This is a genomic window from Paenibacillus sp. JJ-100 (genome assembly GCF_948329825.1).
GTDB lineage: Bacteria > Bacillota > Bacilli > Paenibacillales > Paenibacillaceae > Paenibacillus.
In genome coordinates, this window is the sequence record NZ_CAOJCM010000001.1 from 551,406 (window position 1) to 567,413 (window position 16,008).

12 protein-coding genes are annotated in these 16,008 nt (G+C 44.5%); 8 read left to right on the plus strand and 4 right to left on the minus strand.

Translation table 11 applies throughout. The features are described 5' to 3' along the window. Positions 1-13 precede the first annotated feature (13 nt). Positions 14-2,332 carry an alpha-xylosidase gene (gene yicI / locus PQG66_RS02805; protein ID WP_272034855.1) on the plus strand — a complete coding sequence of 773 codons (2,319 nt, stop codon included), beginning with the start codon at positions 14-16 and terminating at the stop codon, positions 2,330-2,332. A 181-nt stretch (positions 2,333-2,513) separates the two neighbouring features. Next, positions 2,514-3,848: an MFS transporter gene (locus tag PQG66_RS02810; protein WP_272034857.1), complete on the plus strand. Its 1,335-nt coding sequence runs from the start codon at positions 2,514-2,516 to the stop codon at positions 3,846-3,848. Positions 3,849-4,038: 190 nt separating this feature from the next. On the opposite strand, the gene PQG66_RS02815 is transcribed toward PQG66_RS02810, so the two are convergent. Both PQG66_RS02815 and PQG66_RS02820 read right to left on the minus strand, forming a co-directional pair. Continuing rightward, positions 4,039-5,367 carry an MFS transporter gene (locus tag PQG66_RS02815; RefSeq protein WP_272034859.1) on the minus strand — a complete coding sequence of 443 codons (1,329 nt, stop codon included), beginning with the start codon at positions 5,365-5,367 and terminating at the stop codon, positions 4,039-4,041. A gap of 27 nt (positions 5,368-5,394) precedes the next feature. Beyond that, positions 5,395-5,817, minus strand: a complete 423-nt coding sequence (locus tag PQG66_RS02820) for a MarR family winged helix-turn-helix transcriptional regulator (RefSeq protein WP_272034860.1) — start codon at positions 5,815-5,817, stop codon at positions 5,395-5,397. A gap of 204 nt (positions 5,818-6,021) precedes the next feature. Here PQG66_RS02820 and PQG66_RS02825 point away from each other — a divergent pair, with 204 nt between their 5' ends. The 3 genes from PQG66_RS02825 (at position 6,022) to PQG66_RS02835 (ending at position 7,867) form a co-directional block, all read left to right on the plus strand. Then, positions 6,022-6,495, plus strand: a complete 474-nt coding sequence (locus PQG66_RS02825) for an RbsD/FucU family protein (RefSeq protein WP_272034862.1) — start codon at positions 6,022-6,024, stop codon at positions 6,493-6,495. Between the two features lie 186 nt (positions 6,496-6,681). Further along, on the plus strand, positions 6,682-7,191 hold the full coding sequence (locus PQG66_RS02830) for a GNAT family N-acetyltransferase (protein WP_272034864.1): 510 nt from the start codon (positions 6,682-6,684) through the stop codon (positions 7,189-7,191). 55 nt (positions 7,192-7,246) lie between these two features. After that, on the plus strand, positions 7,247-7,867 hold the full coding sequence (locus PQG66_RS02835) for a TraX family protein (protein WP_272034866.1): 621 nt from the start codon (positions 7,247-7,249) through the stop codon (positions 7,865-7,867). A 116-nt stretch (positions 7,868-7,983) separates the two neighbouring features. Here the strand turns inward: PQG66_RS02835 and PQG66_RS02840 are convergent, their stop codons facing one another. Both PQG66_RS02840 and PQG66_RS02845 read right to left on the minus strand, forming a co-directional pair. Beyond that, a complete protein-coding gene (locus tag PQG66_RS02840; RefSeq protein ID WP_272034868.1) occupies positions 7,984-11,688 on the minus strand; it encodes a non-ribosomal peptide synthetase family protein in 3,705 nt (1,234 codons plus the stop codon). A 46-nt stretch (positions 11,689-11,734) separates the two neighbouring features. Further along, positions 11,735-13,477 (minus strand): methyl-accepting chemotaxis protein, encoded by a 1,743-nt coding sequence (locus PQG66_RS02845; protein WP_272036433.1) that lies wholly within the window; start codon positions 13,475-13,477, stop codon positions 11,735-11,737. A gap of 507 nt (positions 13,478-13,984) precedes the next feature. Here PQG66_RS02845 and rpiA point away from each other — a divergent pair. The 3 genes from rpiA to PQG66_RS02860 are packed head-to-tail and all read left to right on the plus strand — an operon-like array spanning position 13,985 to position 15,766. Further along, entirely contained in the window at positions 13,985-14,656 is a 672-nt protein-coding gene (gene rpiA / locus PQG66_RS02850) for a ribose-5-phosphate isomerase RpiA (RefSeq protein ID WP_272034871.1), read from the plus strand. A gap of 33 nt (positions 14,657-14,689) precedes the next feature. After that, positions 14,690-15,268 (plus strand): GNAT family N-acetyltransferase, encoded by a 579-nt coding sequence (locus tag PQG66_RS02855; RefSeq protein ID WP_272034872.1) that lies wholly within the window; start codon positions 14,690-14,692, stop codon positions 15,266-15,268. A gap of 36 nt (positions 15,269-15,304) precedes the next feature. Continuing rightward, entirely contained in the window at positions 15,305-15,766 is a 462-nt protein-coding gene (locus tag PQG66_RS02860) for a MarR family winged helix-turn-helix transcriptional regulator (protein ID WP_272034874.1), read from the plus strand. Positions 15,767-16,008: the final 242 nt, after the last annotated feature.

Genomic DNA, 16,008 nt, shown 5'->3' on the forward strand with positions numbered 1-16,008 from the left:
GAGGTAATCCAAGATGAAATTTACCGATGGCTACTGGCAGATCCGTGATGGATATCATGTTCAAAATCCGGCGGATATTCGAGATATTGTACAAAAGGGTGATTCCTTTACTGTATATGCAGCAACGAAACGCATTGAGCACAAAGGCGATACACTGAACGGAGCGTTGCTCAAGGCAACATACAGCTCTCCGATGCCTGATGTCATTCGTGTGCAGTTGAACCACCACAAGGGCAAAGTCAATCCTGGCCCTGAATTTGCACTGAATACATTCAATACCGATGTGCAGATTCATCAAGATGAGAACGGTGCGGAGCTCAAGAGCGGTAATCTCCGTGTAAGCGTGAACAAAATAAAAGGGTGGGATATTGGATTCCACTATAATGATAAACGTCTGACAGGAAGCGGCTGGAGAGGCCCGGCTTATATTGAGTCAGCGACAGAAGGCAGCTTCTTCCGGGAACAGCTGGAGCTGGGTGTGGGAGAGTATGTCTATGGTCTGGGTGAACGCTTCACCCCGTTTGTAAAAAACGGTCAGATCGTGGATATCTGGAATGAAGATGGCGGTACAAGCAGTGAGCAGGCCTACAAAAACATTCCTTTTTATCTGTCGAACAAAGGGTATGGTGTATTCGTCAATCATCCAGAGAAAGTATCCTACGAGATCGCTTCTGAAAATGTATCCAGAGTGCAGTTCAGTGTGCAGGGCGAAACGCTGGAATACTTCATTATCGGCGGTGCTAATCCCAAAGAGGTATTGGATAACTATACGAAGCTGACAGGAAAACCTGCATTGCCACCAGCATGGACATTTGGTTTATGGCTGACGACTTCGTTCACAACCGATTATGATGAAGCGACGGTGAATCACTTTGTCGATGGTATGGCTGAGCGAGACCTGCCACTTTCTGTGTTCCACTTTGATTGCTTCTGGATGAAGGAGTATCAATGGTGTGATTTCGAATGGGATAAGGACATGTTCCCTGACCCGGAAGGTATGCTGAAACGTTTGAAAGACAAAGGACTCAAAATCTGTGCCTGGATTAACCCGTATATTGCGGAGAAATCGATATTGTTTGATGAAGGAATGGAAAAAGGGTACCTCGTCAAAACAACGGATGGCAGTGTATGGCAATGGGATAAATGGCAGGCTGGCATGGGTCTTGTGGATTTCACCAATCCAGAAGCGACTGCATGGTATAAAGGCAAGCTCAAAGCCTTGATTGACCAAGGCGTGGATTGCTTCAAGACTGACTTTGGCGAAAGAATTCCGACTGACGTAGTGTACTATGACGGTTCCGATCCAGTGAAAATGCACAATTATTACACCTTCTTGTATAACAAAGCGGTTTTTGATGTGCTGGAAGAGAACCTCGGTAAAAATGAAGCAGCTTTGTTTGCACGTTCTGCAACCGTAGGTGGTCAGCAATTCCCGGTACACTGGGGAGGAGATTGTTCATCCACTTATTCCTCCATGGCAGAATCACTACGAGGCGGATTGTCCCTCGGTCTTTCTGGGTTTGGCTTCTGGAGTCATGACATCAGTGGGTTCGAAGCGACAGCCGAGCCAGACGTATACAAACGTTGGGTACAGTTCGGCTTACTCTCTTCACATAGTCGTCTCCACGGTAACGTGTCGTATCGTGTACCTTGGTTATTTGATGAAGAAGCCGTTGATGTCGTTCGTGATTTTACGAAGTTGAAACTCAGCCTGATGCCGTACCTGTTCAATTCTGCGGTGGAGTCCTCTGTACAGGGCTTACCTATGATGCGTGCAATGGTGCTGGAGTACCCGGATGATCCAACTTGTGCCACACTTGACCTGCAATATATGTTCGGAGATTCCATTCTGGTTGCGCCAATCTTCAACAAGGAAGGCGACGTTCGTTATTACCTACCTGAAGGGACATGGACCAATTACCTTACAGGAGCCAAGGTTGAAGGCGGACGCTGGATTAGTGAAAATCATGACTTCAGAACGTTGCCAATGATGATCAAACCGAATAGTTTGATCGCGGTAGGTGCCGTAGATCACAAGCCAGATTATGATTTTGCGGATAACGTATCTCTCCATTTGTTCGAACTTGCGGATGGCGAGACGACACAAGCAGTTGTTGTCAACCAAGGTGCAGAAGTTGAGTTGCAAGTGGAAGTAACACGCAGTGGATCGAAGCTGGAAGTTCGTGCTGAAGGTGCGGGTAAACCTTGGACTATCGTACTTCGAGGTATAGATTCGGTGTCCTCCGTAGATGGAGGAACACAAGATTCCGGTGCCCAAGGCGCAGTTATAACCGCGGCAACAGGGGTAAGCAAGCTTACAATAGAGCTGTAACAGGTTACAATATATAAATAAACAAACAGACGGTGCAATGATGCGCCGTCTGTTTGTTTATCCGTATAAGACAGAACAAGGAAGGATACGGGATATCCATTTTGACATATGCTGAATAATCAACCTCAGATCAACAGACAATAACGCTAATGTGTGTAAAATCTGCGAAGGTGGTTAGGGTATGTCTGATAAAAAGTGGGACCTCGTCGCACTTGCCTCTATACCTGTGATTATGACTTTGGGGAATTCCATGCTTATACCGATTCTGCCACAGATTGAACGGGAATTGAAGGTATCTTCATTTAAGATCAGTATGTTGATTACGGTGTACGCTGTAGTGGCTATTCTGTTAATTCCGCTGGCTGGATATTTATCGGATCGATTCGGCAGGAAAGTCGTGATTATTCCCAGCCTTATTATCGCAGCTGTCGGTGGGGCCGTTGCAGGAGTTGCTGCATGGATGATGAACGGTAATATCGCGTACTGGACTATCCTTTCAGGGAGATTTTTGCAAGGTATTGGCGCAGCTGGCGCATTCCCGATCGTGATTCCGCTTGTGGGAGACATGTTTAAGAATGAAGATGAAGTGAGTAAGAGTCTGGGAATTATTGAGACCTCAAACACGTTTGGCAAAGTGCTTAGTCCCATTCTTGGTGCAGCGCTTGCTGTCTGGTTATGGTATTCTCCTTTTTTGGCTATTCCGGTGCTTTGTCTCATTTCATTGATTTTGGTAATTTTTCTGGTCAAAACGCCTAAAAAGAAAGAAAAACCGCCGACATTCTCTGAATTTGTTGCCTCCATTCGTGATGTTCTAAAGGAAAAAGGACGATGGTTATATGCCTTGTTTGCAATCGGTGGCATTTGCATGTTCCTTATTTTTGGTGTACTTTATTATCTTTCTGAAACACTCGAGAGTGAGTTTGCACTTAAAGGGGTGGTCAAAGGACTTGTACTTGCCATCCCTCTGGCTGCGTTATGTCTTGCCTCATTTGTTGCAGGGAAATGGATTGGTAAAGATAAGTCCAGAATGAAATGGCTTGGTTTTGCTGGACTTGCTCTGGTGACTGTTTCGTTAGGGATCATAGGTGTATTTGATAATATTTACGTTGTAGTGGGGCTGTTCACGTTGGGAAGTGCTGGTATCGGAGCTGCGTTACCATGTCTGGATACACTGATTACAGAAGGTGTGGACAAAAAGCAGAGAGGGACAATTACAGCCCTGTTCAGCAGTATGCGGTTTATTGGGGTTTCGCTTGGTCCTCCTGTTGTGTCTTTGCTGATTGGTTCTCACCATTTTTTGCTTTTCGGTATTCTGGCTGCTTCTGGAGCCGTTGGAGGTTTGCTTACTTTACTTGCTGTTAAGCCGGAGAAGGGCGGCAAGTCGTCCTCTGGAAGTGGTTCGAAGCAGGATCAGGATCGTCAAGAATCTCTTCATACCAAGCAAAAAGAAGATCATGAAACAGGCCCGATGTTTAGACGTCGTGTTCCCTTACCTCGGAAAAAAAGTCCATATTGACTGGCATTACGGATGAGTACTCTAATTTTATCAAATGAAAACGCGTTTACGACCCAAAAGCAGATTACAGCTGCTTGTTAGGTGGTAAACGCGTTTTTGTTCATTGACGCATGATGAGCGTGATACTGAGTGTTCATTACACAAGCGGTGCTACAATAGGAAGCAGGTTAGCGTTCTGTAAAAGTCAAAGTTATGTTCTCTTTTCGGATTCTGATTCCAAGGAAACAGAGTTCTTCGACTCATCGTTCTCTGTTGCAGCAATATGAGTATGAGATAACAGAGAATACGTTTCGATATGGAAACTGCCGCTTCGTTTTCCTTGAATCAAGTAGATGACCAGAAAGACTACGATGAACAGGACGGAGTAACGATACATTTCCGTATAGCTTGTTATAGAAGCAATGGCGCCTAGCAGCAACGCCCCTATTGCAATACCCAGATCAAGTGTATTCAAGAACATGCCATTAGCCATACCACGCTGAGCTGGAGAAACAACTTGTATCATCCATGTCTGCAATGTGGATTGCATCGACCCGTAACCAATTCCATATATAAACGCAGCGATAAACAGCATTGGCATCGTAGTTGCCCATGAGAGCGTAATAAGTCCAATTGCGACACAGATCGCTCCGGGAATTAATAATGCTTTGGGTCCTTTGTTGTCATATAGTCGGCCGGCGAACGGTCTGACTAATAGAACCGCAAGTGCATTAAACAGGAAAAACAGCGCAGGGTTTGCCAAGTTAGCTTCTTTTCCATACAAAACGATAAATCCAACCACTCCACCGTACGTTATTGAAAGCAATCCGTTCAGTACACTTGGTAGAATTAGTTTACGATTAAATGGCAATTTCTCTGTAGGACGAGATTGATTACTCGCAACAGTTGCGACCGACCCCGCTTGGATAGACTGATTGGTGGCAGTCGGCTGTGTGCGAACTGCTTTTTTACGCGTCAAGCTGTAACTGAGGGGATAGATTACGGCAATCACTCCGGCGGTACATAGCATTAAGGTAACAAATCCAGCTTCTTGCAGCAGGGTTACTCCAATAATCGGTCCCATGGACATCGCAAGACTCGTAGATAATCCAAAGTATCCCATGCCTTCGCCCATGCGTTTTACGGGCACAATGTCAGAAGCCATCGTTGGAAATGCGGTACTGCTCATCCCGAATCCAACGCCGAACAACATACGGAGTAATAACAGTACAGCAATTCCCGCAGCAAAATAATAGCCAAGCGTGGCGAGCAGGGCTACGGACAGTCCCATATAAATCATTGCATTACGCAAACCCTTCTCCAGCGCTCTCGCAGAGAAAAGTCTGGCTGCAACGGCACTTAGAGCAAATAAAAAGGTGAACAGACTGACTTGAAATGCGTTCGCATGGAATCGATCTTGCACATAGGAAGGTAGCGGTGAAATAATCATGTGCAGTTGCAAAAACAATAGGAAGTTACATAACATCAGTAAAATAAAATCGGCTGTCCATAATCGGACAGGTGCAGATTGATTTTTCATTGGAGACATTCCCCCTTGTTGTAATAGTTACAGGTTGTGACTCATGAGGGAAAGAGTATGTTTAAATGCTTCCATCTGGTCTTCGGGTATACCTTCAGCAAGTTTTTTATTCATTTCTCTTTCGATTGGAACAAGCACGTCAATTAAAGCTTTCCCTTCTTTTGTAGGAAATAACAGATATGCTCTACGGTCTTGTTCGCTTGTCCGGCGTTCTACCCAGCCTTTCTTTTCCAATAAATCAATGATCCGAGCTGTTGTAGGCTGGTCTTTAAAAACACGGGCCGCCATTTCTTTCTGATTCACACCCTCCGAACGGACGACATTAAACAGCACAGAAAATTGTTCTGTGGTGATATCGTAGGGTTTAAACTGTGCTGCCAGCAAGGCAGCCATTTTTCGGTGAGTAAGTCCGAGCATGAATCCGACAGATTGCTCTAGGGAATAATCCATGAACTAGTGAACCTCGCTCTCCATAGAAATGACCTCTAAAATTTAAATACTTGTTATGACAATTATATGTGAAACAAGTATTTTTGTCAAAGGAGATCAACGACGAAGATCAGTGCTGGACGATGCAAACTGTATACAAACCTGTTAGAATAAGGATGGAAAATCCTTCGGAATCATAAATCTAATATATAAGGAGTGTTTACAATGCTTAAAAATATTCCTGCCATGCTTCCACCAGAGCTCCTCAAGCTAATGGCCGAAATGGGTCATGGTGATGAACTTGTACTCTGTGATGCCAACTTCCCGGCTGCCAGCCATGCACAGCGATTAGTACGATGTGATGGAGTGGGCACGGTGCAGTTACTAGAAGCGATATTAGAGCTATTTCCGCTGGATACTTATGTGGACCGGCCAGCTACCGTAATGCAGGTAGTCAAGGGAGATCCGGTCATTCCGATCATCTGGGAGGATTACCGAAGGTTGATCGAAGAGTATGAAGACATAAGCGATGCTCTGGAATACGAAGAACGCTTTAATTTTTATAATCGTGCGGGTAAGGCGTATGTCATCATTGCAACAGGAGAACGGGCACAATATGCCAACCTGATTTTAAAAAAAGGAGTCATTTTCCCTGAATCCAAACCTGCTCATGTGCGGGTACATTCGGAGCCCAAATAGTACATAGCTAGAGCGACGTAGCTGACGAGGCTTTCGTCGTTTTTTTACGTTGGTATGTGTGGAACATACATGGATTTCTGCAAACTTTGTTCCGTTTATTGAATGGGGTAAGGGTACATTGTCTTATACAATGAACATAGATCAGATATCTCTAACCATGGAATGGCGCGGGAGGGACTAAGAAGAATGAAAATTGTAATTAGACAAGCAAGTTTAAGTGATCTTTCTGAAGTATCAAGGCTTTTTAATGAATACCGCATGTTCTATGGCCAGCATTCAGACCTGGAGGCGTGTACTTGCTTCATACAGGAAAGGATTCGTAATAATGAGTCCCTAATTTTTATTGCCGAATGGAAGGAACAAAGACGAGAATCGTTAGCAGCAGCTACGGTCATGGATGAAAAGGAGCATGAATCAGCGATCACGGCTGTAGGTCTAGTGCAGATTTATCCAAGCTTCAGTTCAGTATCCATGGGACCAATCTGGATCATCAATGACTTATATGTGGATTCATACTATCGTCAACAAGGGATTGGACGAAAGCTGATGCAGGCTGTCATGAAGCAGGCAAAGGAGCATCAAATTGTTCGTATTACACTTTCAACGGCCTTAAGCAATGAGCGAGCACAAGCATTGTATACATCAGAAGGATATACACAGGATCTGAGCTTCATGTATTATGAATGTAACGTATAGCTTAACGTATGAATTGAATCAAAAGCTAAACATGAGGAAAGGAGGGGCTGCCGGCATGATGCAGTGGATTGCGATGCTCACGATGCTGATTGATCATATAGGCGCGGTTTTTTTTCCTTATATGATGGAACTGAGAATTATCGGGCGCATTGCGTTTCCGATCTACGCTTTTGCCGTATACATTGGCTACCAACATACAAGAAATGTACAAAAATACATATGGCGGCTGTTCTGGATCGCGGTGATGTCACAGGTGCCATTTATGGCCGCGTTTAATCATATCTCACTAAATGTGGTCTGGACCTTGTGGTCGGCATTGCTTGTTCTGCTGGTTCTGGATAAGCTTCCTTCCAAACTGCTGGGTATTCCGATCGTTATCGGGGCAGGGATAGTAATGGAATGGACACACATGGACTATGGCATGTATGGCTTGCTTTTGGTGCTGTTGTTCCGTTATTTCAAAGGTATGGGGCTAGTTATGGCACATGTCATATTAAATGTACTTTATATGTTGGTTTACTATAGCTCGTTACAGATGTATAGTGCGCTAGCAACGACGGGGATTGTTATTGCACAGTATTATCAGGCTGGATTTCGTTTGAAAGGACCGCGGTGGATATGGCGTTACTTCTATCCCGTACATCTGGCAATCATTGCAGTGATCCGCTGGATATAGAGCCTGATTACAATTATACGTGAAAATCAAAAGCCACTTTGTTGCCTGGATAGGCGACAGAGTGGCTTTTGATTTGTTACTACATATAGATACCATTAAACATCCGATCGATTCGATTAATCTGCGATCGAAGTTTTACCGTAATTCGGGCGAATCGGTGCTGGGAAATAACCGATCTGAACAGCATAGTCCAGCATGATGTTAATGAACCGATCATCGGTTTTGGCGCAGTGAATTCCGGCTGGTTCGACGTATGCGGTCGTTACTGGTGATGCATACACGTAAGCGGAATCCTTAGCCCCGTCACCTTCCAGCTGGGCGATGGCAAGTTGTAAAGCTTCAGGTTCTTTAGGAATGTCGGCATTAAACAACCAGCGGTTATAGTCTTCAAACGGCATGGTTTCCACATCATATCCAGCACGTCGCACAGCTTCAATTAATTCATCATAAGGTATTGCCTCAGGATTACAGATGTGGAACACGCGATTAGCCGTATCCTCACGCAAGGCCAGATGAACGATTGCTTGGCTGGCATAATCGATAGGTGTGAAATCCATCATCCAGTCTGCAGCAGGGGCTTTGCCCAGCAGCAGCATCGCTTTGATCATGCGATAAATGGCGTTACTGTCGATATTCGTCTGAAAGCGGCCTGTTTGAGAGTCACATGTCAGATTACCTGCACGGTAGATGCTGACAGGCACGCCTTCTTCAGCAGCGGCCATAAGCACTTTCTCCGCTTCGAGTTTGCTGTCAGAGTACAGGTTGTCCACGTGTAACTCTGCCGGGAAACGATCATATTGCAAGGTTGACTCCCATTGTCCGCTCAGGGCCAGATCTTCTGGAATACCCATCGTAGATACATGATGGAATGAAGCCCCTTTTTTATGGCGAATCAGGTCGAGTAGGGCAACCGTGCCTTCCACATTCGTTTTGGCAAATTGTGCTGCCTCACCGAAGTGACGAACATCTGCGGCGCAGTGAATAATGCGGTCAATCCTTGCTGCTACCGAAGCCTGCTGTTCTGCAGAAAGACCGAGGTTCTCTTCTTCCAGATTGCCTTCAACTATAACGACACGATTAGCAATTTGGTCTGCAAGTTGTTTGCCGAAATAACCGTGCATTACTTTGGTTAAACGTTCCATCGCTGTCGAGCCATCATTCGGACGGCGAACGAGAGCGTAGATCTGGGTAGTAGACTTTTCAATTAACTGCTGTAGCACATGTGAACCTAAATAACCAGTTGCACCGGTTAACAACACATGTTCTGGCTTGAGAATGGCCGGGTAACCGAGTTGGGATGATAGTTCCACCGGATGCTCTGCAAGCTGGGTGATGGCGCCTTTCGCTGTGGAGCTCTGGGCGGTCATTGCATCCTGTTCAGATAAAAGCTCTACCCGACGAGCTAGTGCACGAATCGTTTTTTCAGCAAAGAAATCAGCGATTTTCAACTGCGGATAATGCGGCTTCAAGATCACAAGTACGTGTATGACACGCAGCGAGTCGCCGCCGATGCTGAAAAAGCTGTCTTCCACACCAAACTCACTGTGCTGAAGAATGTCTTTCCATGCATTGTAAAGGACAGCTTCCGTTTCTGTCTCGGGCATCACTCGATCAGCTTGTACGATATGACGCTCTACATGCGGCATGGAGACCATGGCTTTTCGGTTGATTTTCCCTGTTGGAGCAATAGGCATTTCATCAAGTTGGCAGATCCACTTCGGTACGAAGTAAGAAGGAAGTTTCTCCGAAAGTGCTGCTTTGATATCTGCTGCCGAAAGAGTATTTCCATCTTTGGATGTAAAATAACCGACCAACATGTTTTGCCCATCTGCTTCCTTTTTCGGAATAACCGCAACATCTTGAATCTGATCTAACCGGGCTAAATGGTCCTCAATTTCGCCGATCTCAATCCGATGACCGCGAATCTTGAGTTGTGAATCACTACGTCCCACATATTCCAGATGCCCGCTGTCCAGCAACTTGGCGATATCCCCGGATTTATATATCTTCTCACCGATGGCGAACGGATTATCTATGAAGGACTGCTCGGTGCGCTCTGGTTGGTTCAAATAACCTTTAGCAAGCGCTGGAGTCGAGATATACACTTCACCTGGTACTCCTACAGGACACAGCTGTTGCTCTTCGTTAACGATATAAACTTTATAATTATGAATCGGTTTACCAATGGGAATGTTCACGACATGATCTGGAACTTGTTCACTGATCCGGTGTGTAGTCGTAGCAACTGTACATTCCGTTGGACCATATACGTTAACGATATCAATCTGATTGCCAAATTTTCGCTGGAATGCTCGAACTTGCTCACCATAGAGCGCTTCTCCGGCTACGGTGATGATCCGTACTTTTGCCAGCTTGTGATAGCCTTCATCCGACAGATAAGAGGCCAGCTGATTGAAGAAGATGGTTGGCAAGATGGTAATAATGGTTGTTCCTGTTCGCTCAATGGCATTGGCGAATTCTTCAATCGAAACACGTTCTTCTGCCGACAACAGATAGAGCTCCGCACCGTAGAACAGGGCACCGATTGTATCCCACACCGATGCATCGAAGCTGTATGTGGCAAATTGGGTTAATACATCACCCGGTTGAATGTCGCAGTCACGCTGCACTACACTGCCCAAGTTCGTTACACCCCGGTGGGCGATTAATGCGCCTTTCGGTTTGCCGGTAGAACCTGAAGTATAGATGATATAAGCCAGGTCATCTGGCTTGATATCCAAGTCAGGGTTGCTTGCAGCGAATCCAGCGAGCCGTCCATCCACGGAGAGAATCTGACGTACCGTAGAGATGCCGGAAAATAACGTTTTGGCTTGATCGTACGAAGCTTCGGTTGTAAGTACAAACGATGAAGCAGTATCTTCGACAATATAGCTATTCCGTTCTTGAGGATGTTCCGGGTCAATGGGTACATATGCTCCGCCTGCTTTAAGGATACCGAGCAATGAAATGATCGTTTCAAGACTTCGATCCATAAAAATACTAACGAATTCACCACGTTGAAGTCCGTTCGATATTAACACCCGGGCGACCTGGTTCGCGCGCTCATTTAATTCCCTGTATGTATATCTCGCTGAAAGAGAGGTGATCGCCGGGGAATCCGGATAAGCAGCGGCAGTTGCTTCGAACCAGCCATGAATTGTTGAATGAGTTGGCTCAAGCACCGCCGTGTCATTCATCTCCCGATACACCAAACGGTCAGAAGCAGACAGAATGTCTACCGCACCGATAGGTTTGCTATCATCGCGCAAGAGAGCAGTAAGTAATGTCTGGTAATATTCTGCGTACCGCAAGATGGTGGATTCGTTTAGTAATGAACAATCATAGAAAAGGTCAAGAATCGTCTCATTCTGTTCAAAACGAACGTTCCAGTTCATGATCTGAGGAGCCTGAGGCAATTGCACGCTATTAAGCATGAAAACCGTCTCAGGGTGACCTCCGGTCTGTTGCATGTAAGGAATTTGGAGCTGCTCTGTAATCTGTTCTAATAGTTCAGTGAACGTATTTTTACCGTGAAGCTCCAAAGAAAGGTAAGAAGCCGCCTGGTCCGGAGCAAATATTCCAATCGCAAGTTCCTGTTCAGCAGACAACCGGAATATCAAAGCCGCGTACGCTGAAAGGAAAGCAGGGTACATCCTCTGTTCCCCATACTTCGTTTTAAGTTCACGACTTAATGACGCTGGCAAAGTAATATGAGTAGACTCATAAGAAAATGTTTGCTGGCGACGTCCATAATCCAGTGGAATTTGAAGAACTGGTAAGCCGGATTCCGCGGAGCGGGATGATGATTGATTGTCAATCACTTCAGGTATCCTCCTTGATTGAAACCGAGTGTTGGTTTAATTTTTTTTATTGTTTGCTTACTTTGAAGTTAGAGATTAGTTCCTGCAACTCTTCAGACATGTCAGTCAGACGAGTTGAGGAGTCTACAAGCGTAACCAGAGATGCTTTTTGCTCATCCACAGATACTGAAATCTGCTCACTGCTGTCGGCCGTTTTGCTGACACTTCCAGACAAGTCTTCTGCAGTTGCCGTCATTTCTTCTGTACCTGCTGAAATTTCCTGGGTTGCACTCGATACTTCCTGAATTTGATGGGAAACTTTCTTCGCTGCTTCCAGAATCTCATCGAACAATTGGCCCGTTTGATTCGCAACAGATAGTCCTGTATCGACTTCAGATGTACCTTGTTCCATTGCACTAACGGCTTGTTTGATACCAGCTTGAATCTCTTGGATCAAAACGCCAACCTGACTTGTCGCTTGTTCAGACTGTTCAGCTAACTTACGTACTTCTCCAGCAACGACTGCGAAACCTCTTCCTTCTTCGCCTACACGAGCCGCTTCAATCGATGCGTTCAAGGCAAGGAGATTGGTTTGGCTGGAAATGCCGGAAATAATGTTCAGGATATCGCCGATTTCCTGGGAACGGTTCTCAAGCAATTCAATAGCAGAAGCGGTGTTTTTCACAGATTCAGTGATCAGGTTCATCTGTTTAGAGACTTGATGGACCACACTGTTACCATGCTGTGAACGGCGTTCCATTTCATATGCTTCATCTGCAACACTTGCGGAACTGCTTGCAATGGTATGAATCACGGTTGCCATCTCGGACATTGCACGTGCGCTATCACGTGTAGCCTGCTCTTGTGAACGAATGATGGAACTAATCTGACTAATGTTATTGTTAATGGACTCAGCGTTTTCACTATTGCGTTCCGAAACTTCATAGAGTTCTTTTGCAGACTGATTCACTTCCTGGGAAGTCAATTTTACTTTTACGATCGTATCGTTGATTCTGCGAACCATCGTATTGAATTTTTCGTTAACGATTCCGAGATCGTCTTTTCCTGTAGGAATGATGACATCCAGATTACCTTTGCTAACTTCATCAATTCCTTTAATCAGATGACGAATAGGAGAGAGTGTGTTTTTAACAACAAGGTATTGAATGATTAAGAACAAAAGCAGGAATGCTACCAGAATGATAATTCCATTTAACAGCAATGATTTCAGACCGGCTGGTACTGCACTTGCATCCGCATCAACAGCGAAATACGCAAAGATTTTGCCATTGCTGTCTTTGATCGGGTAAGCGATCGTAGTCCAGGTACCAAAATCATCAGAATAAAAGGTTGTGAACGTTGGACGATCTGTGCTAAGCATCTCTTTTATAGCAGTGGCCACAACGACTGGTTGTTCGTACATGTCACCGATATTTACGTTATCACTCTGAAAAGCCTCTCTCAGGTTCGTTGGCATCGCGACAAGGGAAGTTTCCTGTTTCTTGTCTCCGCCAAGCTCAACACCAAAGATATAGGCTTGTGCAATGTTAGGATAATATTTTTGCATCTCATCAAAATAAGCTCTTAGTTTCGTCTGTGCAGGACCGTCGTAGCTGCGTTCCGTTATTGCGGTTTGTACATCTGCTGGATTAATATCTTGTGCCCACTTTTTGGTGATTTGGGATACCTGTCCGTGTAGCTGATCGACTAGAACTGTTTTTTGAAAGTAGTAACTGCTTGCAATTAGAGCCACGCCAATAATGATAATGTTAGTGAATGATAGTAATAGGTTTTTGGAGAAAAAAGACATGTTTTTCCAACTGAATGATTTCACTAATTTCCACTCCTGATCTTCTTTAAATTAAGAAACTATGGGTTACGCTATTTGTTACGAGTACTAAAGCAATTCGGTCATCTCCTTTAGAAGGTAGTGTGAGACAATGGTCTTAGTTTATTAGTCCTTGCTTGCAGCTTATGTATACTAAAACCATGTGTGTCTAAATATTAAAACACATCTATATCTATTATGTCGTGTGAAATATTGCTAAATTGAATAGTTTTATTAAAACTTTTTTAATTTTTTTACGTAATTATGGATATATCTTTCATTCCATAGGTATAAAGCACTGTTTATTGTTGGTAATTACCATTTTTTAGTTTTATTTAGTATTCTATAACATAGTGAGGAAAAACAACCCCTAATTTAATAGAGCAGTCTCTGAATAGGTTCGAAGCATGGATATACATCGGATGAGGTTTTATCTATAATAACTACATATGGATTTTTACAAATTAATGAGCAGGCGGGGGTTAAATAATGAATCTGAAACAGATTGCAGCGGAGCATGCGGCATCGTTCGTCGAAGATGGAATGAAAGTAGGGTTGGGAACGGGCTCTACCGCGTATTATGCAATATGTCGCATTGGTGAGCGAGTAAAGGAAGGTCTGAATATTCAGGCAGTAGCTACCTCTGAGGCTTCAGATAAACTTGCACGCGAATGGGGTATTCCCATTATCCCTTTTGATCAAATCGGTCATCTGGACCTAACCATTGATGGGGCGGATGAAGTTGATCCGGATTTTAACCTGATCAAAGGCGGTGGCGGGGCTCTTTTGCGTGAAAAAATTGTCGCAGCCAATAGTGATAAACTGATAATTGTCGCTGACGGCAGTAAATCTGTACAGAAACTGGGCAAGTTTCCATTACCGGTTGAAGTCGTACCTTTTGCATCCGAATGGACATTTCAAGCGCTTGAAAAAATGGGTGCTAAGCCACAGTGGAGAATGCAAGGACAAGACCGGTATCTTACAGATAACGGAAATTTGATTGCAGACTGTCATCTAGGCGAAATAGCGAACGCGGCGGAACTTAATGTTCAACTGAACATGCTGCCAGGTGTGGTAGACAATGGTCTATTCGTGGATATGGCCAATATTGTTATCATCGCCAAAGAAGATGGCAGTATAGACGAATTGCACCGTCCATAGCACTTCACGTAGAAAAGGAGATGCTTAGTTCATATGAATGAACAGCCACTCAGGGATCATGATCTTGTTCTTCGTTCAGTGATGCGTGAAGATCTGTCGGAACTCTATGATCTGATCTATAGTGACGAAAATCCCGAATGGAAGCAGTGGGATGCACCTTATTATCCGCTAGAACGTGAGAGTTACGAGCGTTTTGAACTCCATACGTACACGCGGTTGGAAACAGATCAAAAGGCAGCACGTCCCGATTCTATCCGAATCATTGAGGTGGACGGAGAAATCGTTGGAATGATTAGTTATTATATTGAAGACCTGTTATCCATGTGGATTGAGATGGGGATCATCATCTACAAGCCTTCCCGATGGGGACAGGGAATCGGTACACGTTCACTGCATCTGTGGTCAAGTCATTTATTTGAGAATTTGCCGATCGTGCGGGTTGGATTGACCACTTGGTCCGGCAATGAGCGTATGATACGGAGCGCTAGAAAGATTGGTATGCAAATGGAGGGACGGCTGCGAAAGTGCAGGTTCGTCAACGGAGAGTATTACGATTCAATTCGGATGGGGATGCTCCGTGAGGAATGGGAGCAGAAGTTATCCAGCGAATAAGGTGGAAATGTATATCATTGATGGAGGATTATAGAAATGCTGAACACGGAGGATAACCGGGAACTGTCATTACAATTGTTTGTAGTTCTAATTCGAGCTTACAATTCGGTGACATCACGTTCCAATCGGGACATCCAGAGCCATGGACTCAATTCCACGGAATTTGGCGTACTGGACTTGCTTTATCATAAAGGACCACAAGCTTTGCAAAAGATCGGGGAAAAAGTGTTGATGTCCAGCGGTAATATTACGTATGTTGTGGACAAGTTACAAAATAAAAATTTGCTGTTTCGCCGCCCCTCCAAGGAGGATCGCCGAGTCATATATGCTGAATTGACGGAAGAAGGGAAGCAGTTATTTACACAAATATTTCCACAGCATCATCAGGTGATCATCGATATACTGGAAGGGCTTGAGCTTTCCGAAAAAGTCGATGCAATACGCCTGCTGAAGAAACTGGGACTTGCTGCAGAAGGCAAAACGGACCTGCGTTTATAACGTAGATCCGTTTTTTTGTGTGTCTGATCGGTAGCCTGGAACCTAACTATATGACTTGCGTCCAATAGAATAATATAGGAAGATTGATCTATCGCGCAAAAGTATATCATCTCACTTCACGTATAATAGATTCGTTGAATGGCCGCACACACTAGGAAATATAACACTTGAGGAAAAGAATTAAAAAATCTCTTTCCCGTACGGCTATATGTAAACTTTTCAATTATATAAATCAAGAAAAA

What these genes read in the sequence shown, in the direction of transcription:
- PQG66_RS02825 (WP_272034862.1), top strand. Translation starts at nt 6,022, where the DNA reads ATGCTTAAAAATATTCCTGCCATGCTTCCACCAGAGCTCCTCAAGCTA.
- PQG66_RS02810 (WP_272034857.1), top strand. Translation starts at nt 2,514, where the DNA reads ATGTCTGATAAAAAGTGGGACCTCGTCGCACTTGCCTCTATACCTGTG.
- PQG66_RS02830 (WP_272034864.1), top strand. Translation starts at nt 6,682, where the DNA reads ATGAAAATTGTAATTAGACAAGCAAGTTTAAGTGATCTTTCTGAAGTA.
- PQG66_RS02845 (WP_272036433.1), bottom strand. Translation starts at nt 13,477, where the DNA reads ATGTCTTTTTTCTCCAAAAACCTATTACTATCATTCACTAACATTATC.
- PQG66_RS02835 (WP_272034866.1), top strand. Translation starts at nt 7,247, where the DNA reads ATGATGCAGTGGATTGCGATGCTCACGATGCTGATTGATCATATAGGC.
- rpiA (WP_272034871.1), top strand. Translation starts at nt 13,985, where the DNA reads ATGAATCTGAAACAGATTGCAGCGGAGCATGCGGCATCGTTCGTCGAA.
- PQG66_RS02820 (WP_272034860.1), bottom strand. Translation starts at nt 5,817, where the DNA reads ATGGATTATTCCCTAGAGCAATCTGTCGGATTCATGCTCGGACTTACT.
- PQG66_RS02855 (WP_272034872.1), top strand. Translation starts at nt 14,690, where the DNA reads ATGAATGAACAGCCACTCAGGGATCATGATCTTGTTCTTCGTTCAGTG.
- yicI (WP_272034855.1), top strand. Translation starts at nt 14, where the DNA reads ATGAAATTTACCGATGGCTACTGGCAGATCCGTGATGGATATCATGTT.
- PQG66_RS02815 (WP_272034859.1), bottom strand. Translation starts at nt 5,367, where the DNA reads ATGAAAAATCAATCTGCACCTGTCCGATTATGGACAGCCGATTTTATT.
- PQG66_RS02860 (WP_272034874.1), top strand. Translation starts at nt 15,305, where the DNA reads ATGCTGAACACGGAGGATAACCGGGAACTGTCATTACAATTGTTTGTA.